The organism is Caballeronia udeis, from assembly GCF_044909315.1.
In the GTDB taxonomy this organism is placed as follows: Bacteria; Pseudomonadota; Gammaproteobacteria; order Burkholderiales; family Burkholderiaceae; genus Caballeronia; species Caballeronia udeis_A.
Genome location: NZ_JBIYEB010000030.1, coordinates 17,735 through 42,168, shown reverse-complemented (window position 1 = coordinate 42,168; position 24,434 = coordinate 17,735). Strand labels below are relative to the sequence as shown.

The following is a 24,434-nucleotide window of genomic DNA, read 5'->3' as shown; positions in this document are numbered from 1 at the left end:
CTGTTTGCGTGCCTTATCGTTGCATCGATTCCCACACTTTGTACAAGCGCTTGACCGATATCGGCATCGGCGTACGAAGTTCCTGCGCAAATAGCGAGACGCGCAATTCCTCCAGCAACCATCTGTATTCGCTCAATCGCGCATCCGCCACCCCGCCGCGTTGCGCGATCGCCCGCTGATAGTTTTGCAGCAGCGGCGCAATCTCCGCCGATAACCGCGCGTCCCGCACAGCATCCGCCTTCAACTTGTCGATTCGCAGCGCCATCGCGTTCAGATAACGTGGGAAGTGGGACAACTGCGTGTATGGCGTATCGATAATAAAACGCTTGCCAATCAGCCCGTTCAGTTGCGCGACCATATCCACGTACGGCGCGCCAAACGATTTAGCCTGCGCCAATTTCTTTGACACCATCGCGTAATCTGCCAGAACCTGCCCGGCCAGCCGCGCAATTTCCTGTGCCAGCAGCGTCAACCGGCTTTTGCCCTGATCCCGACGCGCGTAGAAATCCGAATCGTTATCGGGAAGCGGATCTTGCAGGCACGCGCGATCCAATGCCGTTTCTATAATCTGGCTGCCCAACTCCTCCTGCGTACCCAGCGCCATGTACTGCAGCGACATCTCCCGCAATCCACTCAAATTGCGCTCGAGATACCGGATCGGCTCACGCAACTGCAATGCAAACAGCCGACGCAAACCGGCCCGATGAATCCGTGCCGCTTCTTCCGGCGAATCGAATACTTCAACGTCGCAATGCGTTCCCCGATCGACCAATGCCGGATAGCCGAACAGCGTCTGACCGCGCCGCCGGATTTCAAGCAATTCGGGCAACTTTCCGAAATCCCATGTGGTGAGGTTTTCATACAGCGCGGTGCTCGACGAATCGGATGAGGAAGCCGTTCGCGTCACTGGCGCCGCCGCGTCATTGCCGATATCCAGTGTCGCGCCCGCAGCGAGCTTCTGGAAATGCTGCTGTGCCTGACCGCCCAGTTCGGTCCGCAACTGGGCAAGGTTACGGCCCATCGCGAGTTGCCTGCCGTGTTCGTCGATGACCTTGAAGTTCATGAACAAATGCGCCGGCAGCGTTTCGAGCTTGAAGTCCGATTGTTTCATCGCGATTTGCGTCTGCTCGCGAATGTCGGCAATCAGCGCTTCGAGCAAACCGCCCGCGCCGAACGTCTTGCCGCTGTGCCGCTCGACCACACCCGCGGAAAACTCGGGCAGCGGCACAAGATGCCGCCGCAATTTCTGCGGTAACGACTTCAGCAGTAACTGAATTTTCTCCTTCAGCATGCCGCGAACCAGCCATTCCGACCGGCGGGCATCGACTTGATTCAGGCCGAATAGCGGGACGGCCAGCGTCACGCCATCGCGAGGAGAACCGGGCTCGAAATGATAGGTGAGCGTCATTTCGATGCCGGCCATCGTCATCCGTTTCGGGAACAGATCTGTCGTGATGCCGGCAGCTTCGTGACGCATCAGGTCATCGCGTGAGAGGAACAACCGGCGCGACGCACCCTCCTTCTTTTCTTCATCGCGATACCAGCGCTCAAATGCCGCGCCCGAATAGATACCCTTCGGCACTAGCGAATCGTAGAAACCAAAGATCAATTCGTCGTCGACCAGCACATCCTGCCTGCGCGACTTGTGTTCCAGTTGTTCGATATCCGCGAGCAGCTTGCGGTTGTGCGCAAAAAATGGCAGCTTGGTCTCGAACTCGCCGTCCACCAGCGCGCCCCGAATAAACAACTCCCGCGCCCGCTCCGGGTCTTGTTTGCCAAAACTCACCCGCCGGCGCGCGTAGACAGTCAGGCCGTGCAGCGTTGCGCGTTCGAACGCTGCAACTTGCGCGCTTTTCTTTTCCCAATGCGGTTCGGAAATCGATTTACGCAGCAAATGCGCGCCGACTTGCTCAAGCCATTCAGGCTCGATTTTCGCGATACAGCGTGCGTAGAGCCGACTCGTTTCCACGAGCTCGCCCGCTACGACCCAGCGCCCCGCCTTCTTCAACAGAGCTGAACCCGGCCACAGATAGAACTTGATACCGCGCGCGCCGAGGTAGTACGGCTCGTCATCGGCCTTGAGGCCCACGTTGCCGAGCAGACCGGTCAGCAATGCGAGATGAATCTGCTCAAACGTCGCCTCGGATTCGTTCAGACGCCAGCCGTGTTCGCGCACGACGGTCAGCAATTGCGAATGCACATCGCGCCATTCACGCAGACGCACGTGATTCAAAAAGTTCGCGCGGCATGCATCGGTGAGCTGTTTGTTCGACTTTTTGTGCGCGATCGCATCCTCGAACCACGCCCAGATTTTCGTCCACTGCAGGAACTCGGAACGCTCATCGGCGAATTTCTTGTGCGCCAGATCCGCTTGTTCCTGCGCCTCGATCGGACGGTCGCGCGGATCCTGAACGGACAACGCGCTGGCAATGATCAACACTTCACGCAGCGACTGATGATCGCGTGCGGCAAGAATCATCCGACCAACGCGCGGATCGAGCGGCAAACGCGCCAGTTCGCGGCCGAGGGGCGTGAGCGCGTTGTCGTCATCGACTGCGCCGAGTTCGTTCAGCAATTGATAACCATCGGCGATTGCGCGACCCGGCGGCGGTTCGAGAAACGGAAAGGTTTCGATGGCCGTCAGGTGCAGCGACTTCATCCGCAAGATCACCGCAGCCAGCGATGACCGCAGGATTTCCGGATCGGTGAAGCGCACGCGCAGGTTGTAATCGTCTTCTTCGTAGAGACGAATGCACACGCCGTCGGCCACGCGCCCGCAACGGCCCGCGCGCTGGTTCGCCGAGCTTTGCGAGATCGGCTCGATCTGCAACTGCTCCACTTTGTTGCGATACGAATAGCGTTTCACGCGGGCCAGGCCGGTATCGACGACGTAACGGATCCCCGGGACCGTCAACGAGGTTTCTGCGACATTCGTCGACAGCACGATGCGCCGTGCGTTCGACGTCTTGAACACACGTTCCTGCTCGGCCGCGGAAAGACGTGCGAACAGCGGCAGGATTTCCGTGTGCGGAGGATGGTGTTTGCGCAACGCTTCGGCGGCGTCGCGGATTTCGCGCTCGCCGGGCAGAAACACGAGGACGTCGCCGGGGCCTTCGCGGCAGAGTTCATCGACGGCGTCAACGATCGCTTCCATCAGATCGCGATCGTTTTCACGTTGGCTTTTCGGGCGATCCGGCCGATCTTTTTGCTGCGCGCCGGGCGTGGTGCCCTGCGCGGCTTTTACGGCCGGACTGTCCTCTTCCACCGGGCGATAACGCACCTCGACCGGATACAGCCGCCCGCTCACCTCGATCACCGGTGCAGGTTTTTCGTCACTGCCAAAATGACGGGCGAACCGATCGGCATCAATCGTCGCCGATGTCACGATCACCTTCAAATCCGGACGCCGAGGCAGGATTTCTCGCAGATAGCCAAGCAGGAAGTCGATGTTCAGGCTGCGCTCATGCGCCTCATCGATGATGATCGTGTCGTAGGCGGCAAGCAGCGGATCGGTCTGCGTTTCCGCCAGCAAAATCCCGTCGGTCATCAGCTTCACTGATGCGCCGGGCGACAGGTTGTCGGTGAAACGCACCTTGTAGCCGACCACCTCGCCGAACGGCGTACCGAGTTCTTCAGCGATGCGCCGTCCTGTCGCCGATGCCGCGATGCGTCGCGGCTGCGTATGGCCAATCAGCCCCGAACCGCCCGCGCCAACGCCCCGGCCGAGGGCCAGACAGATCTTGGGCAACTGCGTTGTTTTTCCGGAGCCCGTTTCGCCGCTGACGATCACGACCTGGTTTGCCTGGATCGCGGCAGCGATTTCATCGCGTCGAGCTGAGACCGGCAGCGTCTCCGGGAAATGGATCGGCGGAATGGGATTTGGCTCGACCACTCGACGCGGGCGCGGGGTGTCGCGACGCTGCGCGTTCGGGGCATCGGTTTGCGCGTTCGGGCGCTGTTGAGCGCTTGGGGACGCACGCTCTCCCGCGCGCTCTCCTTTAGGCGGCCGGGCCGCTCGATCCGGGGAGCCGGAAGCACCGGATCCGGCATCGTGCGGACTGCGCTGCGCGTGCTGCTCGGCACTCAACCTGGCTGAGTCGGATTTTCGCGCTGAATGTTGTTCCACCGATGCTTCGGACGCCGCTGCCATGAGCGGCTTGAGCGAAGACCCTGTGTCCCGCAACGGCTCGGACATAGCTCCCGGCCGCAGCGCGTCGTCGCGACGACGCGGGCCGCGTTCCGAAACATTCGCAACATTGACAGCCGGCCGGTTCCACGACGATTGCGAGTCTGACGCGGTCGCCACTTGCATGTTGTCGCGCGGCCCTTCAGGAAGGTGGCCGGCTTTCGCGCTGCGCTCGTGGCGTTCCACGCGCGCGTTGGCGGTGACCGGCGCAGGTCGATGGGCATTGCGCACTGATTCACGACCAGCCACAGGCTTCTCCAGCCCGCCCGGACGCGCTTGCGGGCGAGCATCGTGAGCCATGTGTTTTGCGTCCGGCGCGCGTTTCTGAGCATGAGCGACCTTCCCGTCCTGCCCCCGGTGTTCTTGCGCACGATTACCGGTTGCCGGCTGCCCGGCAGTGCCACGCTCACTGATACGAGATTCCGGCTCCCGCCGTCCCTCTCTGGCCGGCGCCGGACGCTGCTGCGCAACCCGCTGTTGCGCGAAAGCGTCAGCGGCCGGATGAACAGGGTGAACCTGGGGTGTGGGCGGATTGGTTACCGGAGGGTTACTGCCGGCCCGCTTCGTCGCCGATAAATCGCCCTGGCTCGAAACACGTGCATTCGCGCCCTGGTCACGCCGATCACCAGCGTTCGATGAAACGTTGGGACCCCCTTCCTTATCCGACAATAAAGTCGATAACAAATCCAACCCGCCGCGCTCGTCTTTTCGCCGCGCGGGCTCCCGGGAAGACGGAGCCGCGCTCGAAGACCCTTTCGGCTGATCGCGGGAAAGCGCAGGCGAACCCGCCGCGCTTTTCTGAACATTTTTCTTCGCGGTCTGCGGGGCAGCCGAGCTTGTGCCCGCACCACCGGGCACCGCCTTGGAAGCACCGGCAGCAGAATTGCCCGATGCCCCCGCGAACCGCCGCGCAGCCGCTTCCTTCTTGCGGTTGACGGCGCTCTCCGCGTCGTCATCGGCCTCATTTTCCCCATCGCCTTCGCGTGCCGCGGCATCGCGCAACAGGGCTTCACGCAGCTTTTTCAACTGCTCCTGGGGGTCAAGCTTGTCCGCATCGGCGGCACGTTTGGAAACATTCGGCATAGCACGGCATTATAATCCCGGCATGAATTCTCAAACCGACCTCCCCGCCGCGCCTCCGCCGGTTACGACCGAGCCCGAAGCGCCTGATGACCATGGCCAGTTCGTGGAATGGATGCGTTCCGTCGCACCCTATATTCACGCGTTCCGAAACAAGACCTTCGTGGTCGCGTTCGGCGGTGAACTGGTGCAGGAAGGACGCCTGAACGCGCTCGTTCAGGACGTCGGACTGCTGCATGCCATGGGTATCCACGTTGTGCTGGTGCACGGCTCGCGACCGCAGGTGGAAGAACAGTTGAACCTGCACGGCGTGGAATCGGAGTTTTCGCACGGCTTACGTATCACCGACGCCCGCGCGCTCGAATCCGCAAAAGAGGCGGCAGGCGAAGTGCGCCTCGACATCGAAGCGGCGATCAGCCAGGGGCTGCCGAACACGCCGATGGCGCATGCGCACATCAGCGTGGTATCGGGCAATTTTGTGACAGCGCGGCCAGTCGGCATTCTTGACGGCGTCGATTTCCAGCATACCGGCGTGGTACGTAAGATCGACGGCGATTCCATTCGCCACTCGCTCACCAGCAGCAAACTCGTGCTGCTCTCGCCGCTCGGTTTTTCGCCAACGGGCGAAGCGTTCAATTTGTCGATGGAAGATGTGGCGTCGGCAGCGGCAATTGCATTGCGCGCCGACAAGATCATTTTCCTGACCGAAACCCCGGGTCTCCTCGATGAAGAGGGCGAGCTGGTGCGTGAAATGTCGCTGGACGACGCTTACCGGCTGCACGAAAGCGGCGAACTGCAAGGCGATGCGGCGTTTTACCTGAAGCACACCATTCGCGCCTGCCGCGGCGGCGTGGCGCGGGCGCACATCATTCCTTACGCGCTCGACGGCAGCATCCTGCTCGAATTGTTCCTGCACGACGGCGTGGGCACGATGATCTCGTACGAGAATCTCGAAAGCCTGCGCGAAGCCACGCCGGATGACGTCGGCGGGATTCTGACGCTGATCGAGCCGCTGGAAATGGACGGCACGCTCGTGCGGCGCGGCCGGCACCAGATAGAACGCGATATCGACCATTTCTCGGTGATCGAGCACGATGGCGTGCTGTTCGGCTGCGTGGCGCTGTATCCGTACACGCAGGAACGCATCGGCGAAATGGCCTGCCTGACGGTCTCGCCCGAAGCGCAAGGTTCCGGCGACGGCGAACGCCTGCTCAAGCGTGTCGAACAACGGGCGCGCGCGCGTGGGCTCACGCATATCTTCGTGCTGACCACGCGCACCGAGCACTGGTTTCTCAAACGCGGCTTCGTGAAGGTGACCGTCGATGATCTGCCTGAAGACCGCCGCCGGCTCTACAACTGGCAACGTAAATCGCTCGTACTGATGAAGCAGCTCTAACTTATTTCGAGACGTGTTCGTCCGGTCGCAGGCGCACTCATGCGCGGCCCGACGCGAGGCGTCCAGCTACCCCGCTACAGGAGAAATACAGATGGCCCGAATGGTTCAATGCGCGAAACTCGGCAAGGAAGCCGAAGGACTCGACTTTCCGCCCCTGCCGGGTGAGCTTGGCAAGCGGATCTATGAAACGATCTCGAAGGAAGCGTGGCAAGGCTGGCTCAAGCAGCAAACCATGCTGATCAACGAAAACCGCCTGAACATGGCTGATCCGCGCGCCCGCCAGTACCTGCTCAAGCAAACGGAAAAGTACTTCTTTGGCGAAGGCGCCGATACCGCCCAAGGCTACGTACCGCCCACGCAAAGCTGATTGCGCGAGTCATTTTTCGGCGATGAAAAAGCCGGCCTTTCGAGGCCGGCTTTTTCTTTTCGCGTTGACCGTTGCAACCCGGCAAGAGCGCTCTCCCCCGCGCCCCGGTTTGCGCATCGTCTTGCATCGTGCTAACATCTGCGCCTTTCCAACTGCAATTCAAAGTCAATTTCTTGGCAATGATGCGCCTGAAGCATTCATTCAAGCGCTAATTCGAGATATCGGCGAGTGGTTGTGGAGGCTTCCGCGGGTCTGGATTTGCCCGTGGACAAGTTGCTCTCAAGCCTTCTCAATCCGTGACACAGCACGCAACCGGACTGCAGCGCGTTTTCATGCGCTTATCGCGCCTCCGTTGCCCAATTTAGCTGCGTCCAGCCATCTATCCCCGTAGTACCCGTGCACGCAGTACCCGTGCCACCCACGAAGTGCCATTTCGCGACATCGGCGCGAGGCCTCGGCATTGTCCATCGCACCGTTAGCGCATTTCGCATGCGTTCGACGGGCGGGCCACCGCTTTCGATGCACGCACTGAAACTCGCCTCGTCGCGAAACTGCACTTTCCCGGCAACGTGCGCTCATGCGCACGCCGAGCCGTCCTCGGACGGCCCGGCAACACACCTGGAGCTTTTTCTTCATGGCAACACCGAACGACGGCCTCTGGCGACAACCTCAACCCGAAAAAGACCTGTCGCTCGACGACATCACCATCGTCGATAAATCGCTGCTCAAGCGCGCAGTCGGCGCCATGGCGATCGGCAACGCAATGGAATGGTTCGATTTCGGCGTCTACAGCTATATCGCGGTGACGCTCGGCAAAGTGTTCTTTCCATCGGCCAATCCGGGAGCGCAACTGATTGCCACGTTCGGGACGTTCGCCGCGGCATTTCTCGTGCGTCCGCTCGGCGGTATGGTGTTCGGGCCACTCGGGGATCGCATTGGCCGCAAGCGCGTGCTCGCCATGACCATGATCATGATGGCGATTGGCACGTTTTGTATCGGCTTGATTCCAGCGTATGGAAGCATCGGCATTTTTGCGCCGATCCTGCTGCTCGTCGCACGCCTGGTCCAGGGCTTTTCAACCGGCGGCGAGTATGGCGGCGCGGCGACGTTCATCGCGGAATTCGCGACGGACAAGAAGCGCGGGTTCATGGGTAGTTTTCTTGAATTCGGCACGCTCGTGGGATATGTGTTGGGCGCGGGATGCGTTGCAGTGCTGACCGCGACGATGTCCGAGCAATCGCTGCTCTCCTGGGGATGGCGCATTCCGTTCCTGATCGCGGGACCAATGGGGTTGATCGGCTTGTATATCCGGCTGAAGCTTGAAGAGACACCCGCATTCCAGCGCGAAGCCGACAAGCGTGAGAGCGAAGCGCACAACACGCCAAAAGAACAACTCCTCGACATGCTGGTCAAGCAGTGGAGGCCGATGCTGCAATGCGTCGGACTGGTGCTGATCTTCAACGTGACCGATTACATGGCGCTGTCTTATCTGCCGAGTTATCTGACCGCCACGCTGAAATTCAACGAAACGCACGGACTCTTCATCGTCCTGATCGTGATGGTGCTGATGATGCCCATGACGCTTGGCGCCGGCCATCTGTCGGACAAGGTCGGGCGCAAGCCGGTAATGCTGTTTGGATGCGTCGGGTTGCTGCTGTTGTCGATACCCGCGCTGACGCTGATCCGCATGGGCACCGTGCTGCCGATCTTCGGCGGCATGCTGATTCTCGGCGTGTTGCTTTCATGTTTCACGGGCGCCATGCCGTCCGCGTTGCCCGCGCTCTTCCCCACCAAGATCCGCTATGGCGCGCTTGCGATCGGCTTCAACGTGTCGGTTTCGCTGTTCGGCGGCACAACGCCGCTGGTGACGGCGTGGTTGGTTTCATCGACGGGCAATCTGATGATGCCGGCGTACTACCTGATGGGGGCGTCGCTGATCGGGATTGTCTCGGTACTCGCGCTTCATGAGACGGCCAGGAAACCGCTGAAGGGTTCGCCGCCGTGTGTGGGCTCGCGCTCGGAAGCGCATGCCGTGATGCGCGGTGTGCGGCAGGCAGCCGAAATGGATGACCGGATGCCGGAAGCGACCGCACGCGCGTAGCGCCGCGCGAAGGTGATCGACCCTCCCTGATTCGCTCAGTCGACAGCGAAAACAGAGCAAAAAAGCAAAGAGGCCGTTTCACGTGACGTGGAACGGTCTCTTTGCGTTTCGGTCGCAGCCATGCCAACCCCTGACGCTATTTTCACTCGACCAGCCGAACGATCTCCGCCTGCACCTCGCCCTTGTCGATCAGCATGATGCCCAGCGTCACCGGCAGCTTGAACCGACGCGGCCCCGCACTTCCCGGATTGACGAACAGCGTCGCACCGCGGCGTTCGATCAAAGGCTTATGCGAATGGCCGGTCACGACCACGTCGATACCGCCAAGTTGCTTCGGAACATCGGCTATGTCGTGGACGAGATGAATCGCTGTATTGCCGATGTGAAACGTCAGCGCTTCAGGCAGGTCGTCGATCCGCGCGCCCGAGTCGTTGTTGCCGCGGACCGCGATGACGGGTGCGAGCTCGTTGAGTATGTCGAGCACAGCGGGATTGCAGATGTCGCCGGCGTGAATGATGTGCTCGCAGCCGCGTAACGCCTCAAGCGCCTCGGGGCGCACGAGGTTGTGGGTATCGGAGATGATGCCGATGCGGATGACAGATGACATGGGCTTCGCTCGCAGGACTTCATGGCCCGAGCGTAGCACTGTTCACGCCGATAAAATCACCGCGGCGCAGGTCATTGCTCTTCGGTAAGCAGGACTTTCTCCACGCGCCGATCGGGTACGAGCCACACGACGGCCACGAGCGCATACAGGGCCGCGGCGACCCACGGCTCCCAGAACGATGCGGCGATGGCGACGAGATACAGCACCACGGAAATCTTCCCCTTGCGATCCGCGCCGATTGCGCGCTCCAGCATTGAGTTGGCTCCATGCAAGCCGATCAACGCACGTGTGAGGATGTACCACGCGACCGCGGTCATGAACAGGTCGAAGCCGTAGAGCGCGGTGGGCCATGACGCCAGGTGGTTCTCGCCCATCCAGTTGGTGGTGAACGGAAGCAGCGACAGCCAGAAGAGGACGTGAAGGTTCGCCCACAGCACGCTGCCGTTGACGCGTTTGGCTGCGTGCATGAGGTGATGGTGGTTGTTCCAGTAGATGCCGACATACACGAAGCTCAGCACGTAGGCACAAAACACCGGGCCAAGCGCGCTGAGTGACGCCAGATCGGCGCCATGCGGCACCTTGAGTTCCAGCACCATGATCGTGATGATGATGGCGATCACGCCGTCGCTGAATGCTTCGATCCGGTTCGTGCCCATCCTGGTCCTTTCTTGTGCTTGCTCGTTGCGACGCCGGGGTCGATAGCCTGGCGGGCCTGAGTGGCCCTGGTGCGACCGCGCCCCGGTCGCTTGCAGCAAATTATGCGTGAGCGACCTGGCGTTGTCGATTTAGCACGAGCGAGAGAAAAAATGCGGTGGTGTATGGCTGCAATGCAGTGCATCCCTGCACCGCGGGACGCTAGCGCCTGTCTGGATTGGCCCACCGACCGTCCGATGGTAGAATGCCGTCCGCTTGGCGGGGTGATGAAATTGGTAAACATAGCGGACTTAAAATCCGCCGCCTAACGGCTTGCCGGTTCAAGTCCGGTCCCCGCTACCAGCGCCAGATTGATTGTCAGATTGACCAGCAGATTGACTGAGCGTCCGCTGAACGAAAGGGATGTTTTTCTGCCGCATGCGGATCAGCGCAATGATCACTGTATATTCATACAAAACGTATCAACGTCGTTGCGCGCCCCCGGATTTCGTTTGTCCCGGTTGAAAGGAAACGTGAGAAGCCGTACCGCACGACGCTGGCCCGCTTTATCGATGCCGAAACCGCCGCCAGTCATCCTGTCCTCGCTTAACCGACTGCAGTAGACTGCGCGTCCTACCTAGCGCGAGCCATCATGAAACATCGAACCCTTTATGCGGTGGCCGCTGCTGCCGTTCTTACCTGCACCGCAGGCTGCACGACCCCGTACCGCAACGGCCAGGTGTGCAAGGCCAGGATGGTCGATACCTACCCGGCCTCCGAACCCAGGCTGAGCTATGACCCGCCCCGGCTGGCTTATCAAGGCACGCGTGTCGTGGTCGAAGGAAGCTACACCAAAAAGATTCCTCCCGCGGGCGTGACCCCCATCAAGGTAACATCGGTGCCGATACCGGCAGCCGTCGAATGCACGTTCGAAGGCGACAAGCTCAAGACGTTCCAGTGGCTGACACCGGCGGATCTTGCCGCAAAATATCCGCTGAAACCGAGCACCGGCGCCGCGGAGTAAATGCATTCGGGCAAGTTCGGAACACCCGATCAGGTCGACGCGTCAACGAAAGCCTGGACTTGGCCAGCGAATAATGTGCGCCGGACCTGCCCGCAACTTGCATCGGGCACGACCGCACCCCGTCAGCGGACTGCGGTTGTCTTTAGTATCATCAGCGGCTCGCTTCATGCGTTGAATCCTCGAGCCCTCGCCCATGTCCGCTGCCGCCACCGAGTCAAATTCCCACGCCCCGCATCATCCGCCTCACCCACATTACTCTCGGGCGACGCTGCTCGTCCTGGCGACGATCGCAGGCGTATCGGTCGCCAATATCTATACGAATCAGCCGCTGCTCGCGGCATTTCGCGCGTCGTTCCCGCAAAGTGCGGGGATGATCGGCGCGGTGCCGGCCGTCACGCAACTCGGCTATGCAATCGGCATGTTATTGCTAGCGCCGCTCGGCGATCGCTTCGACCGCCGCCTGATCATTCTTCTGCAACTGGCCGCGCTCGGCATTGCGCTCGTCGCGGCAACAGCCGCGCCCACGCTCGCCGTGCTGATCGCCGCGAGCCTGGCGCTCGGTATCGTGGCGACCATTGCGCAGCAAGCCGTACCCTTCGCCGCCGAACTCGCGCCGCCAGCGCAACGCGGGCACGCGGTTGGAACGGTGATGAGCGGCTTGCTGATCGGCATCCTGCTCGCGCGTACGGTCTCAGGTTTCGTCGCGGAGTACTTCGGCTGGCGAGCCGTGTATGGCGCCTCAGTCGCCGCGACCATGGCGCTCGCCGTACTCGTGGTAGTGCGGTTGCCTCGCAGCAAGCCGACCTCCACGCTCCCCTACGGCCGGCTGCTCGCGTCGATGTGGCATCTCGTGGTCGAGTCGCCGGCACTGCGCGAGGCATCGGTGACGGGTGGCGCGTTGTTCGCGGCATTCAGCATCTTCTGGTCGGTGCTCACGCTGCTGCTAGCCGGCGAGCCGTTCCATCTCGGCCCCCAGGCGGCCGGACTGTTCGGCATTGTCGGTGCAGCGGGCGCACTGGCCGCGCCGCTCGCCGGCAAGTCGGCGGACAAGCGCGGACCGCGGGCGGTGGTGTCGCTGTGCATCGTGCTGGTGGCCGTCTCGTTCGTGGTGTTCGCGCTATCGGGACACAGTCTGGCCGGCTTGGTGATCGGCGTGATCGTGCTCGATATCGGTGTGCAAGCCGCGCAGATATCGAATCAGTCGAGAATCTACGCGCTCAAGCCGGAAGCACGCAGCCGCGTGAATACCGTGTACATGGTCGTCTATTTCATTGGCGGCGCCGCGGGATCGGCCGTTGCATCGCTGGCCTGGCATGCGTTCGGTTGGGTCGGCGTATGTATCGCGGGACTTGCGGCCACCGGGCTTGCCGGGTTGAGCCATTCGCGAAGCCGCGCCAAAAGGGCTTGAGTCCGAGGGCCGCAGTCCGGCGCTTGCTTCAAGCCAAAGGCGCTCCGCCCCGGGCACGCGCGTAGTGATGCAACTCGTCGAGAACGCGGTCGAATTCCAGGGATTTATCGAAGAAATGGCGCACGCCGTATTGCAGGCAACGCTCGCGGTAGGCCGGCAGCGCGTGGTTTGTCAGGACAGCGGCGAACGCCGAATCGGTCATGCCGGTACGCTGCAGGTACGCCAGCACCTCGACGCCGGAACCGCGCTTCAGTTGCAGGTCGACAATGACCGCATCGAATCTCTGCGCTTCCAGCAGCCCGATCGCCGTTTCCGGCGTGTCCGCCCATGCGGTAACCCGCAGTTCGCCGGACGCATCGATCGCTTCCACCAGGCTGCGCCGGATCAACGGCGAGTCTTCGATCAACAACACGCTCAGCGGCCGCTTGTGCGCGAGACCGGTTTTATCGACGATCGTTTGTTGGCCCACGGCGGGCATCCTCCTACTCGATCAAACCGTTCTTGATCGCGTAATACGTGAGATCGGCATTGTTCGCGAGCCGCATTTTTTCAAGAACGCGAGCGCGGTACGTGCTGATCGTCTTCACCGACAAATGCAGTTCCTCCGCTATCTCGGTCGGAATCTGACCGCCCGCGAGCTTGCAAAAAATCTGGAACTCCCGCTCCGACAATGTTTCGTGCGGCCGCCCGGTCGCAGGTTTTTCGAGCTTGTCAGCGAGTGCATCGGCGATAAATTCCGACAGGTACCGATGACCCCGCGCCACCGTCCGAATGGCCCGCACGATCTCGTCGGGCGCCGCGTCCTTGTTCAGATACCCGTTGGCGCCGGCACGCAGCAGGTTGATAGCGTACTGGCTTTCCGGATAACCCGACAGCATCAGCACGCCCTGCTCCGGGCGGATCTGCTTGATCACACGCAAGGTATCGATCCCGTTCTTGTCCGGCATGGCGATGTCCAGCAGCACGACGTCAAACGCGCTTTCGCGCACGCGCGCGATGGTTTCGTCGCCGGTGGACGCTTCGGCGGCGACTTCCATGTCCGGTTCGTCCGCGACGAATTGCCGGAACCCGCTTCGCACAATGGCGTGATCGTCCGCTATCAACACTCGAATCATCTGCGCTGCCCGCGGCCATTTTTAGGGTGAGTCATTGTACTGACAACGCTCGGCGTGAATCATCCTGCCGCGCGTCGTCTTGACACTTCAGTGGTTTTTCGACGTTACCTCACAATCAGCCGTCCAGGCCGTCGAGCAGGTCGGCCATGTCGTCGGCGTGTTCTTCCTCGACCGCCAGGATCTCTTCGAAAATCCGGCGCGTGGTGACGTCCTTCTCGCCGATATAGCGAATGATTTCACTGTATGTATCGATCGCAATGCGTTCCGCGATCAGGTTCTCGCGAATCATGTCGATCAGGTTGGCGCCTTCCTTGTACTCGGAATGCGAACGCGACGCGAGGCTGTCGGGTGCGAAATTCGGCTCGCCGCCCAACTGGACGATACGTTCCGCGATGGTGTCCGCGTGCTCCTGCTCCTCAGTGGCGTGCTGCGCGAATTCCGAGGCGACAGCTTCCGAATGGATGCCCTTCGCCATGAAGTAGTGGCGTTTATAACGCAGCGTGCAGACGATCTCGGTGGCGAGCGAATCGTTCAGCAGCTTCAACACGACTTCCTTGTCCGCGCCATATGACGAGGTAACCGGGCCGTCGTCCATGTGCCGACGCGCATTGGCGCGAATCTTTTCCATGTCCAGCACAAAGGGATCGGACTTGCCGCCGGCTTCCTTCGATTGTGCCGGTGCAGCTTTTACAGCAGACGATTTCGACATTGATGTGCTCCAGAAAGAGAATCGTTTTTGTTCGACGGCCGGGCTGGTTCATGGCGGGTGCGTCGGCGGATATCGGCCGGCACCGCCGCCCGCGGTCACTCTCGTCATAGCCCGCATGCGGCGTGCCTGCCCGCGCCGCATGCTTGCCGGTTATTCGGCCGGCGCTAATCGATTATTTTCTTCGTCACGATAAAACCAAGTACGAGGAACACGACGCACAGGACCAGGAAAAGCACGAACAGGAACTTCGCGATACTGGCCGCGCCCGCTGCCACACCGGTGAAGCCGAGCAAGCCCGCAATGACAGCGACAATGGCGAAAAACAATGCCCACTTCAACATGATCGGTTCCCCAATAAGGTTGGACTAGTAACTGGATGTTAGCGACGCGGTCATGAACTGCCATCTGGATGCGCGCCGTTTTTCGTGTAGGAGAGCGCCGACAAACGCTTTCAATGCGCCTCTCACTCCGCTTCTTGTCCCCCTCTTATCCGTTGCGAATCAAGCGCAATTCGATCAACCCCTGACGACGCGAAAAGTTACACTGGCCGGACAGAAACCCGGCGACTCCCTATGACTTCCTCTTTTCAAGAAGGCGGCGCGGCGAATCCGGTAGCGGGCGTCACGCGGCGCGCAACCCGGTTCAGCGCGCGTCTGAACGGCTGGATGCGTCGCTGGAGCTGGGCCGTCGCGATGACTGTAGCCATCGTGATCACGGTTGGCGGCCTCGTGATACTCGAGTCGGGCCGCATGCGGATTGCGGCGGAATACGAGACCGCGCTGGATGCGAAAGGCGCCACCACGCAGCTGACCGCACTGGCGGCGGACATCGCGTCATTGACCGCCGACGAACGCGCGTTCCGACTCGCGCCGGACAACACCTACACCGCCGACTACAACGCGACAGCGGCGAGGATCAGACAAACGGTCGCGTCGCTGGATACCTACTATCGCCGCAAAGCGGACGGCACGGCGCTCGCCAGTTTCAAGCAGGTCAGCACTATCCTCGATGCACGGATCAACGCGGGACTGGCAGCACGCTCTGGTTCGGATACCGGGACAAGTACCCGTAATCTTGACAGCACACTCACCCTGTTGCGCCTGAATGAAGAGCGCCGGGCGCAGTCGGCGCTTGACGCCAGCCGCGCCGACCAGCGCATTTCCACGTTCTGCGTGGGCGCGTTGTGCGGATTGAATATCGTGTTGTTCCTGCTGTTGTTCCGCAATCTCGGCATCCAGCTGGACAAGCAGGACCGGGTACAGCAAAAGCTGATTACGCAGCAAGAGGAGCTGGACCAGCTTGTGTTCGACCGCACGCGGCAACTGGAGGAACTCGCGTGGCATCTGCAGTCGGTGAGTGAAAACGAGAAGACCGAGCTTGCCCGCGAACTGCACGATGAACTCGGTTCGATCCTGACGGCCAGCAAGATGGACGTGGCGTGGGTCAACAACAAGCTCAAGAGCACCGAGCCGGCGATGGCCGGGAAACTCGGCCGTGCGCTCGAGAATCTCGATCAGGGGATTGCGCTGAAGCGGAGGATTATCGAAGACATGCGGCCAACCGTGCTTGCCAACTTCGGACTGGTCACGGCGCTGCGCACACTGGCCGATGAAACCGCGCAACGCACCGGCTGGACGCTCGAACTCGCACTGCCCGATGACGACATCAAGCTCGGCGAAGAGGTCGAGATCGCGTTGTTCCGGGTCGCGCAGGAATCGCTGACGAACGCGGCCAAATACGCGCGCGCGTCGAGCGTGTCGATTGCGCTGGCGCTGGATGAAGAGCGGGTATCAATGCATATAGCCGATGACGGTGTCGGCATCCGCCCACAGGATCTGCAGCGTACGCACACGCATGGACTGCTGGGCATGCGCCAGCGAGTCAGTGCGCGCGGCGGTCGTATCGACATCGAACGACGTCAGCCGCATGGCACCGATATTCGCGTCACCATGCCACGCGTACGCAACTTCGACGCTTGACGGCCCACCGCCTGTTGGCTTTTTGCTGGCACCCGCACCGCGCTTGTAGGACGGCGCTGACAGAAGTTGCAGACTGCGCCGACACGATAAAAACATCTGCGCCTACAGCTTGCGCGCGCACAGTTTTTTATGATTCTTCAGACCGGTGTGGTCGATCGAAGCGGTGATCGATCGTAGCCAGGGCCGCGATGTGTCTTGCAGCCGCTCTTGCTGTTGGACGCCGGGTGGCCAGGATTCGAACATCGGGCACGCTTTCATGGCCGAACGGCTAGCGTACCCGCATCAAACTCAAGGGGAATTGCTCATGACTCGACTTATCGCTTTGCTGTTGATCGTCGGAACTGCCGCGCTTGCAGCTTGCAATACGGTGGCCGGCGCCGGCCAGGACCTTTCGAAGGGCGGCAACGCAATCACGAACTCGGCCGACAAGCACAACGCGGAGTAACGAAGGAAGCTGGCGGCGGTTAGTGGCCAGGGTAGTGGCCGATCGCAATTGGCTGACAGCTGTCTACGCGGGCACAAATCGCGGCCACAAAAAACGGCGGACCTTTCTGGAATTTTCCGGAAAGGCCCGCCGTTTTTTTCCGCCCGCTGTCAAGCCGGCGTCAAACCAGTCCGCGCCGCTTGTAATCGAACCAGAATGACAAAGCCACGCTCGCGAGGATGATAAGGGTCGCCATCACGGTCCACTTCGTGATCACCTCGCCGAGAAACAGCGCGCCTATCACCACGGCCACAACAGGATTCACGTACATGCAGCTACTCGCAATAATCGGGCTTGTGTGGCGAATCAGGTAGGCATACGCAACGTACGCCGCCATCGACCCGACGAGCATCAGGTAGAGGTAAGCCAAAAACGGCGTAAACGCCATGCTCACAATACGCTCGCCTGACACCCACGCGACAACGGTCGCCATCGCGCCGCCAAGGCTGATCTGCAGAGCAGTCGATACCAGCAAGTCGGACGGCAGCTTGAGACGCCCGGCGAGAAACGAGCCGGCCGCCCAGAAGAGCGCGCCGCACAGGATCGCCAGACTGCCGGCCGTCGACCCCGACGACGGGTCGCCGTGATTGAGCAGCGCAATCCCGACCAGCCCGAGCCCGACCGCGATCCACTCCCCTTTCGCGACCTTGCGTCCTGCTATGGCCGCAATGACAGTAGCGAACAACGGCACGGTTGCGACCATGACGGCGGCGGTGCCGGTCTCGACCGTGCGCATGCCAAACGCGAGCATCCCGCTCGATAAACCCACGAGCAGCGTTCCGACCGCCGCTGCGTTACGCACTTCGGCGAAAGTCGGCCAGACTGGATCGCGACGCGCAGCGAAGATGAACAAACCGATGCCGGCGAAGAGGTTGCGCAAACCCGACAGCATCAGCGGAGGAAACGATTCCAGCGACAGATGCACCGCCATGTAGGTCGAACCCCACACGAGGTACACCACGCAGAGGGCAAGCGCCACGCGGCCGCTGCGGGTTGCGGGAAGCGCGAACGGGAAATGGCGAGGAAGATTGAACGGGCGGCGCTTGGGGGCATCGGCCGATGCTTGCGTATTTGTCACGCCCGGCGAAACGTCCGGCGGCGCGTCCGGCGAATGCAATGGCAATGCCGTTTCCGCAGCCGCTGGCGGATGCGGAAACGGCAACACATCGGCCGAGGGCTTCGGCTGCGATGGCACGAGCTGCAAGGGTGGCGAATCAGAATCCGGCGATCGCGGCGGCAACGGTGTAGACATCCGTTACTCCGTGACGAAGACGATTGCAACGTCAGCCAGCCGGACGGACAGGCTTGCGGACAGACCTACAACCGCCGGTTTCGCCTCACCCGGAACCGGGGGAAGCGATGAACGGCGCGCATGCCGCTCGAGCAGCGCGGCAAAACGGGCAAGGCAGAACAACATGTCGGAAGCAGAAAAAGGGGTCGGGCAACAAGGTGCCGAAGCTCGATGCCGGCTTGAAAAGCCAGCAGGAGCCGCCGCGAGTTTGCCGGACCGACCGGGTGAAAAATGTCCGGCCACATTCGGGAAAACACGGTGGTCGTCATTATGCAGTAAGCGATGCATCCGCACGCGTGAGTGTTACAGATGGTTGCCAACACACTACGGCGAGGTGTATTGTGGCGGCTGCTAACGCGGGGGTCCTGCGCTGCACATCGCAATCTTTCACCGGATTGTCCGTGTGTCGCGGGTGAGAAATACCCTTTGAACCTGATCTGGATAATGCCAGCGCAGGGAAGCGTTCGGATTTCGCAGCGCTGGGGTCTTTTTTCTTTCTCGCGCATCCCCGCCTGATCCGCCCGCCTCCTTCTCTGCTTTTTCTTTGGTCTCCCGTAGCTAGCGTTTGACTCAGCCGATTTCGTCCGATCTCGCGCCATTTGGTGCAATTTCGCGGACCGGTTGGGAAACACCCGTCCCCCGCAAACATCTGTATGGGACCGGAGTAAGCGCCACGGAGCCGGAGTAAACGCTAAAGCGCCAACTCTGGTCGACACGCCAACTTTGGTCAAAATAGGAGAGCCGCATGAACGCCAATCCGAAATTCCTGTCCGACGACGCTGTCGTCGACGCTGCCGCCATCGCGCCGCTGCCCAACTCACGCAAGATCTACGTGACGGGCTCACGCCCCGACATCCGTGTGCCGATGCGCGAAATCACGCAATCCGACACCAACGAAAGTTTCGGCAGCGAGAAAAATCCGCCGGTCTATGTCTACGATTGCTCCGGCCCGTATTCCGACCCGGAAGCCAGGATCGATATCCGCTCGGGTCTGCCGGCCGTTCGCCAGGGCTGGATCGAGGAACGCGGCGATACGGAGTCGCTCGGCGGCCTCTCAAGCAATTTCGGCCGCGAGCGCGCCGCCGATCCGGCTACCGCCGACCTGCGTTTCAAAGGACTGCATCGCACGCCGCGCCGCGCAGTGCCGGGCAAGAACGTCTCGCAGATGCACTACGCTCGCCAAGGCATCATCACGCCGGAAATGGAATACATCGCGATCCGCGAGAACCAGCGCCGTGCCGAGTATCTGGAATCGCTGCGTACGAGCGGCCCGAACGGCGAAAAACTCGCCGCGATGATGGGCCGCCAGCATCCCGGCCAGGCGTTCGGCGCCCAGGCTTTTGGTGCAAACGCGCCCAAGGAGATCACGGCCGAGTTCGTACGCGAGGAAGTCGCTCGCGGCCGCGCGATCATCCCGGCGAACATCAACCACCCGGAAAGCGAGCCGATGATCATCGGCCGCAACTTCCTGGTGAAGATCAACGCGAATATCGGCAATTCGGCGGTGACATCCTCCATCGGCGAAGAGGTCGACAAGATGACCTGGGCGATCCGCTGGGGCGGCGACACGGTCATGGATCTCTCGACCGGCAAGCACATTCACGAAACGCGCGAGTGGATCATCCGCAATAGCCCGGTGCCCATTGGCACGGTGCCGATTTATCAAGCGCTCGAAAAGGTCAACGGCAAGGCCGAGGACCTGACCTGGGAAATCTTCCGCGACACGCTGATCGAACAGGCCGAACAGGGCGTGGATTACTTCACGATCCACGCCGGCGTGCTGCTGCGCTACGTGCCGATGACCGCCAACCGCATGACGGGCATTGTCTCGCGCGGCGGCTCGATCATGGCGAAATGGTGTCTGGCTCATCACAAGGAAAGCTTCCTGTACGAGCACTTCGAGGACATCTGCGAAATCATGAAGGCCTACGACGTGAGCTTCTCGCTCGGCGATGGCCTGCGTCCGGGTTCCATCTATGACGCCAACGACGAAGCCCAGCTCGGCGAACTGAAGACGCTCGGCGAGCTGACCCAGATTGCGTGGAAACACGACGTGCAGGTGATGATCGAAGGTCCGGGCCATGTGCCCATGCAGCTCATCAAGGAGAACATGGACCTGCAACTCGACTGGTGCGACGAAGCGCCGTTCTACACGCTCGGGCCGCTCACCACGGACATCGCGCCGGGTTACGACCACATCACGTCGGGTATCGGCGCCGCCATGATCGGCTGGTTCGGTACGGCCATGCTCTGCTACGTCACGCCGAAGGAACACCTGGGGCTGCCGAACAAGGACGACGTGAAGACCGGCATCATCACGTACAAGCTCGCGGCTCACGCGGCCGATCTGGCGAAAGGCCATCCGGGCGCGCAAGTGCGGGACAACGCGTTGTCGAAAGCGCGCTTCGAATTCCGTTGGGACGACCAGTTCAACCTCGGCCTCGATCCGGACAAGGCGCGTGAATTCCACGACGAAACCCTGCCGAAGGACTCAGCCAAAGTCGCGCATTTCTGCTCGATGTGCGGCCCGCACTTCTGTTCGATGAAGATCACCCAGGACGTTCGCGAGTATGCGGCGAAGCAAGGGGTATCGGATATCGAGGCGTTGAAGCAAGGCATGGAAACGAAGGCGATCGAGTTCGTGAAAAAGGGCGCTGAGATTTACCAGCGCACGTAAGAAGCATCAAGCCGGGCGCCTGTGAAGGCGCGACGCTTCCGGTAACCAATCAAACGGCCTGTCGCATGTCTGTGCGACGGGCCGTTTCGCATTGGGGCACGTTCAATTCAACAATTGTCTGCGGAATCCGACGATCGGGCACCGTTTCTGCTTCTACATTGAAAGAATCGGCAAAACCTGTCTTTTCGCCCCCGGGTTGGACGTGGACAGTCAGGCTCCTCCGCTTAGCGCAAACCATGCGCGACGAGAAGCTCGCCGGTTTGACAGCAACCCGTCATACCTTCGTGAATCATCGTTTCTGGAGAGTTGAAATGGACAAGATCAAACAGATTGGCGCTGCTGCGCTCATTGCCGCGCTTCTCGGCGGCCTGTCTGCCTGCGATCAAATGACCACGCGGCAACGCGATACGGCTATCGGCGCGGGTGTCGGCGGCGTGGCGGGGGCGGCACTCGGCGGCAACGCGCTGTCGACAGTGGGCGGCGCGGCCGCAGGTGGCCTGATCGGTAATCAGGTCGGCAAATAGCTTGATACGTCAGCGCGCCGGATGATTTTGCATCTGACACGCTTGGGCCCGGTCGCCACGCTTTAATAACACGGCGACCGGGCTGCGAGCGGGCTGCAATCGAACTCAAGTGCTCAGGCGCACCAAACCCCACCTGTGAAACAGACCGAAACATTGGGATCTGCGGTCATGCTTTCCCACGCTCGATCGATGCGCTAGGCTCCGGGTGCCCCGTTCATTCGAACGGTCGCGTTCCGACGCAATGAGGAGTCGCATCATGAGCCCGAAGCTCGCACTATCCGCCCTCCTGGGCGCTTTGAGCTTGAGCGCTTGTTACTACGTGCCGTACGGTTATTACCCGGCGTATCCACCTTATCCTGGCACTCCGGTAGTCAGCACAGCACAAACGCAGCAGGAGATCCCTGTCGCCTCGGCCGGAGCATCCGGTACCGGCTATACGCAAAGCTATCAAGGCACCGGCAACCCGCCGTCCGCGTATGCATCAACAACACCGCAATACGTCGCCGCACCGCCGGTTGTCTACGCGCCTTATCCCGCTTACTACCCAGGCTATCAGGTCTACGCGCCCTATCCGGCCTATTACGGCGGCTACGGTTATCCCGCGTACGGTTACGGCCCATCGCTGTCGGTCGGCTTCGGCTGGTACGGCGGCGGTGGGCGCGGGCATTATTATCGTCACTGAGCTGTTGTCACTGAACGCTTCGCCCTCTGCTTTTCCACTTGGGCGGCCGTTACCCGTTCGATGTAACGCTTCCACATAAGCCGCGCCAGCAATAGCGCGGCTTGTTTCTATGCGCGTCGTTCGCTGGGATTCCCTGGCCGCCGCGCCAGTCCGGACGCTGCCATTGCAGGAATCCTTATCATGCTGGGCTTCGCTCGCGTCCCGCTCTGGTTTATCACCGGTCTCGGTGTGGTCTGAGCCAGGGTGTTGCGTGCCCCGTCCGGGACCCACGCTCCCGATACGCATGCCCCCGCCACACGCCAAGGCTTCGATACAACCCGCAAGGCTATGGTTAATCCTTCCTTGACGCGCGCCATCCCCGCCCTATCCTTAGACAAGACACATTATGCAAACGCTTAGTTGCATGGTGTGTCGAGCTGCGGCGCGCTTATTGCACGCCGAATAAAGCTCACGGAGCTGTCGGTACCGGTCGCCATGGCCGGAGAACGCCACGCGTTCATCAAAATATTTATCAGAACAAGACCAGGAGACAACATGTTTCATCAGATTCTGACACCTGTCGGGGGCTCGCTCGGCCTTTCCTTTCTTGTCGCCGTGCTGCCTATTGCAGTCGTGCTGGCGCTGCTTGGGTGGGCGCGCCGGCCAGCGTGGCAGGCATCGCTCGCTGGATTGATTGTCGGCCTGGTAGTGGCCATTGCAGTTTGGCATTTCCCCGTAGGCCTGGCCTTCGATTCCGTTGCTGCAGGCGCCGTGTTCGCCATCTGGCCGGTCATGTGGATCGTCTTCGCCGCGATCCTGCTCTACAACATCGCGCAGCGTTCAGGCCGCTTCGAAGCGTTCCGGGTATGGATGATCGACAACCTGCCCAACGACCGGCGCATCGTGCTTGTGGTGATCGGATTCTCGTTCGGTGCGCTGCTGGAGGGAATCGCCGGTTTTGGCACACCGATCGCCATCACGAGTTCGCTGCTGATCCTGCTCGGCTTTCCGACACTCGAAGCACTCACCTTCACGCTGATCTTCAACACCGCGCCGGTTGCGTTCGGCGCGCTCGGCGTGCCGGTCACCGTGCTCGGCGCCGTGACCCATCTCTCCCCTGACCTGCTCGCCATGATGGTCGGACGCCAATTGCCGTTCTTCGCGCTGCTGCTGCCGTTCTACGTGATCGGCGTGTACGCGGGCTTTCGCAACATGCTCAAGATCTGGCCGGTGCTGCTGGTCGCCGGCGGGACGTTCGCGCTCACGCAATTCGTCACGTCGAACTACATCAACTATTCGCTCACCGACGTGCTTGCCTCGCTTGTGTCGCTGATCCTGACGATCGCATTCCTGCGCGTCTGGAAACCGGCGCCGGACGAGCGTTTCGCCGTCAACGTGGATCGGGTCGCGCAGGCCCGCGGCAAGGTGTCCGGCAGCCACGGCTGGGTGCCGTGGATCGTGGTGTCCGTGGTCGTGATCGTGTGGACGGTCGCCAAGATCTTCCTGATCGGCGATGTGAAAGTGCCATGGCCTGGGCTCGACAAAGCAGTCTTCATCACGCTCTATAACCAGCCGTACGGCGCGATCTGGGACTTCCAGCCGCTCGCGACCGGCACCGCGATCCTGGTGGCATCGATCATCACCGCCGCGATCGTGCGGTTGCCCGTGAGCGAATTTCGCGCGGCGATCGGCGATACCTGGGTCCAGACACGCATCGCCATCCTGACGGTTGCGACTATCGTCGGACTCGCGTACCTGATGAACTACTCGGGGATGAACTACACGCTCGGCCTGGGCGTGGCGTCGGTGGGGGCTTTCTTCCCGCTGGTCTCGGCGTTCCTCGGTTGGGTCGCGGTGTTCCTCTCCGGCAGCGATACGTCGGGTAATGCGCTGTTCGGTAATCTGCAAGTGGTCGCGGCACGGCAGCTTAATCTCAACCCAATCCTGATGGCCGCCACGAATTCATCGGGCGGCGTGATGGGGAAGATGATCTCGCCGCAAAACATCTCGACGGGCGTCGCCACCACCGAACTGAAAGGCAAGGAAGGCGTGGTTTTCGCGAAGACGTTCAAGCACTCCATTCTGTTGACCGTACTGCTCGGTGTGCTGGTCTGGCTGCAGCAGAACGTGTTGACCTGGATGATTCCGCATTGACGGGAAAGCGGGTGGCAGGACTTGGCTTTCGATGGACG

19 protein-coding genes, 1 tRNA gene and 1 riboswitch are annotated in these 24,434 nt (G+C 61.2%); of the genes, 12 read left to right on the top strand and 8 right to left on the bottom strand.

Annotated elements, in window-relative coordinates; all coding sequences use genetic code 11:
* Nucleotides 1-13 precede the first annotated feature (13 nt).
* Nucleotides 14-4,195, bottom strand: coding sequence for an ATP-dependent RNA helicase HrpA (gene hrpA, locus ABH944_RS34865; RefSeq protein WP_472975141.1), 4,182 nt, complete (start codon nt 4,193-4,195; stop codon nt 14-16).
* A gap of 1,096 nt (nt 4,196-5,291) precedes the next feature.
* On the opposite strand from hrpA, the gene argA reads away from it, so the two are divergent.
* The 3 genes from argA to proP all read left to right on the top strand — a co-directional run bounded on the left by argA (nt 5,292) and on the right by proP (nt 9,130).
* Nucleotides 5,292-6,662, top strand: a complete 1,371-nt coding sequence (gene argA / locus ABH944_RS34860; RefSeq protein ID WP_062087832.1) for an amino-acid N-acetyltransferase — start codon at nt 5,292-5,294, stop codon at nt 6,660-6,662.
* Between the two features lie 91 nt (nt 6,663-6,753).
* Entirely contained in the window at nt 6,754-7,029 is a 276-nt protein-coding gene (locus ABH944_RS34855) for an oxidative damage protection protein (protein WP_047896384.1), read from the top strand.
* 634 nt (nt 7,030-7,663) lie between these two features.
* Entirely contained in the window at nt 7,664-9,130 is a 1,467-nt protein-coding gene (gene proP / locus ABH944_RS34850) for a glycine betaine/L-proline transporter ProP (protein WP_404612383.1), read from the top strand.
* Nucleotides 9,131-9,272: 142 nt separating this feature from the next.
* Here the strand turns inward: proP and ABH944_RS34845 are convergent, their stop codons facing one another.
* Together ABH944_RS34845 and ABH944_RS34840 are read right to left on the bottom strand one after the other, a co-directional pair.
* Nucleotides 9,273-9,737 (bottom strand): metallophosphoesterase family protein, encoded by a 465-nt coding sequence (locus tag ABH944_RS34845; protein ID WP_404612381.1) that lies wholly within the window; start codon nt 9,735-9,737, stop codon nt 9,273-9,275.
* A gap of 71 nt (nt 9,738-9,808) precedes the next feature.
* On the bottom strand, nt 9,809-10,393 hold the full coding sequence (locus ABH944_RS34840) for a TMEM175 family protein (protein ID WP_404612379.1): 585 nt from the start codon (nt 10,391-10,393) through the stop codon (nt 9,809-9,811).
* Nucleotides 10,394-10,648: 255 nt separating this feature from the next.
* On the opposite strand from ABH944_RS34840, the gene ABH944_RS34835 reads away from it, so the two are divergent.
* The 3 genes from ABH944_RS34835 to ABH944_RS34825 all read left to right on the top strand — a co-directional run bounded on the left by ABH944_RS34835 (nt 10,649) and on the right by ABH944_RS34825 (nt 12,802).
* Nucleotides 10,649-10,733 (top strand) — tRNA-Leu (locus ABH944_RS34835).
* A 289-nt stretch (nt 10,734-11,022) separates the two neighbouring features.
* On the top strand, nt 11,023-11,394 hold the full coding sequence (locus ABH944_RS34830; RefSeq protein ID WP_404612377.1) for a hypothetical protein: 372 nt from the start codon (nt 11,023-11,025) through the stop codon (nt 11,392-11,394).
* 193 nt (nt 11,395-11,587) lie between these two features.
* Entirely contained in the window at nt 11,588-12,802 is a 1,215-nt protein-coding gene (locus tag ABH944_RS34825) for an MFS transporter (RefSeq protein WP_404612375.1), read from the top strand.
* 28 nt (nt 12,803-12,830) lie between these two features.
* Here ABH944_RS34825 and ABH944_RS34820 read toward each other — a convergent pair whose 3' ends face one another.
* The 4 genes from ABH944_RS34820 to ABH944_RS34805 form a co-directional block, all read right to left on the bottom strand.
* The gene (locus tag ABH944_RS34820; protein WP_404612373.1) at nt 12,831-13,280 is read right to left on the bottom strand and encodes a response regulator; all 450 of its coding nucleotides are present in this window, start codon (nt 13,278-13,280) and stop codon (nt 12,831-12,833) included.
* A gap of 4 nt (nt 13,281-13,284) precedes the next feature.
* Nucleotides 13,285-13,917 (bottom strand): response regulator, encoded by a 633-nt coding sequence (locus tag ABH944_RS34815; RefSeq protein WP_062087842.1) that lies wholly within the window; start codon nt 13,915-13,917, stop codon nt 13,285-13,287.
* 115 nt (nt 13,918-14,032) lie between these two features.
* The gene (locus tag ABH944_RS34810) at nt 14,033-14,626 is read right to left on the bottom strand and encodes a ferritin-like domain-containing protein (protein WP_062087844.1); all 594 of its coding nucleotides are present in this window, start codon (nt 14,624-14,626) and stop codon (nt 14,033-14,035) included.
* Nucleotides 14,627-14,790: 164 nt separating this feature from the next.
* On the bottom strand, nt 14,791-14,967 hold the full coding sequence (locus ABH944_RS34805) for a DUF1328 domain-containing protein (protein ID WP_075643953.1): 177 nt from the start codon (nt 14,965-14,967) through the stop codon (nt 14,791-14,793).
* 231 nt (nt 14,968-15,198) lie between these two features.
* Between ABH944_RS34805 and ABH944_RS34800 the strand changes: the two genes are divergently transcribed.
* Together ABH944_RS34800 and ABH944_RS34795 are read left to right on the top strand one after the other, a co-directional pair.
* The gene (locus ABH944_RS34800; protein WP_404612371.1) at nt 15,199-16,605 is read left to right on the top strand and encodes a sensor histidine kinase; all 1,407 of its coding nucleotides are present in this window, start codon (nt 15,199-15,201) and stop codon (nt 16,603-16,605) included.
* Between the two features lie 304 nt (nt 16,606-16,909).
* Nucleotides 16,910-17,050, top strand: coding sequence for an entericidin A/B family lipoprotein (locus ABH944_RS34795; protein ID WP_097265959.1), 141 nt, complete (start codon nt 16,910-16,912; stop codon nt 17,048-17,050).
* A 160-nt stretch (nt 17,051-17,210) separates the two neighbouring features.
* On the opposite strand, the gene ABH944_RS34790 is transcribed toward ABH944_RS34795, so the two are convergent.
* Complete coding sequence (locus tag ABH944_RS34790) at nt 17,211-18,341, bottom strand: EamA family transporter (protein ID WP_404612368.1); 1,131 nt, start codon at nt 18,339-18,341, stop codon at nt 17,211-17,213.
* 387 nt (nt 18,342-18,728) lie between these two features.
* Nucleotides 18,729-18,857, top strand: a riboswitch (TPP riboswitch).
* Nucleotides 18,858-19,125: 268 nt separating this feature from the next.
* Between ABH944_RS34790 and thiC the strand changes: the two genes are divergently transcribed.
* From thiC to ABH944_RS34770, 4 genes are all read left to right on the top strand, one after another.
* On the top strand, nt 19,126-21,057 hold the full coding sequence (gene thiC / locus ABH944_RS34785) for a phosphomethylpyrimidine synthase ThiC (RefSeq protein WP_404612367.1): 1,932 nt from the start codon (nt 19,126-19,128) through the stop codon (nt 21,055-21,057).
* 311 nt (nt 21,058-21,368) lie between these two features.
* The gene (locus ABH944_RS34780) at nt 21,369-21,581 is read left to right on the top strand and encodes a glycine zipper 2TM domain-containing protein (protein WP_062087850.1); all 213 of its coding nucleotides are present in this window, start codon (nt 21,369-21,371) and stop codon (nt 21,579-21,581) included.
* A gap of 256 nt (nt 21,582-21,837) precedes the next feature.
* Nucleotides 21,838-22,263, top strand: a complete 426-nt coding sequence (locus ABH944_RS34775; RefSeq protein ID WP_404612365.1) for a hypothetical protein — start codon at nt 21,838-21,840, stop codon at nt 22,261-22,263.
* Nucleotides 22,264-22,797: 534 nt separating this feature from the next.
* A complete protein-coding gene (locus ABH944_RS34770) occupies nt 22,798-24,396 on the top strand; it encodes an L-lactate permease (protein ID WP_404612363.1) in 1,599 nt (532 codons plus the stop codon).
* Nucleotides 24,397-24,434 lie beyond the last annotated feature (38 nt).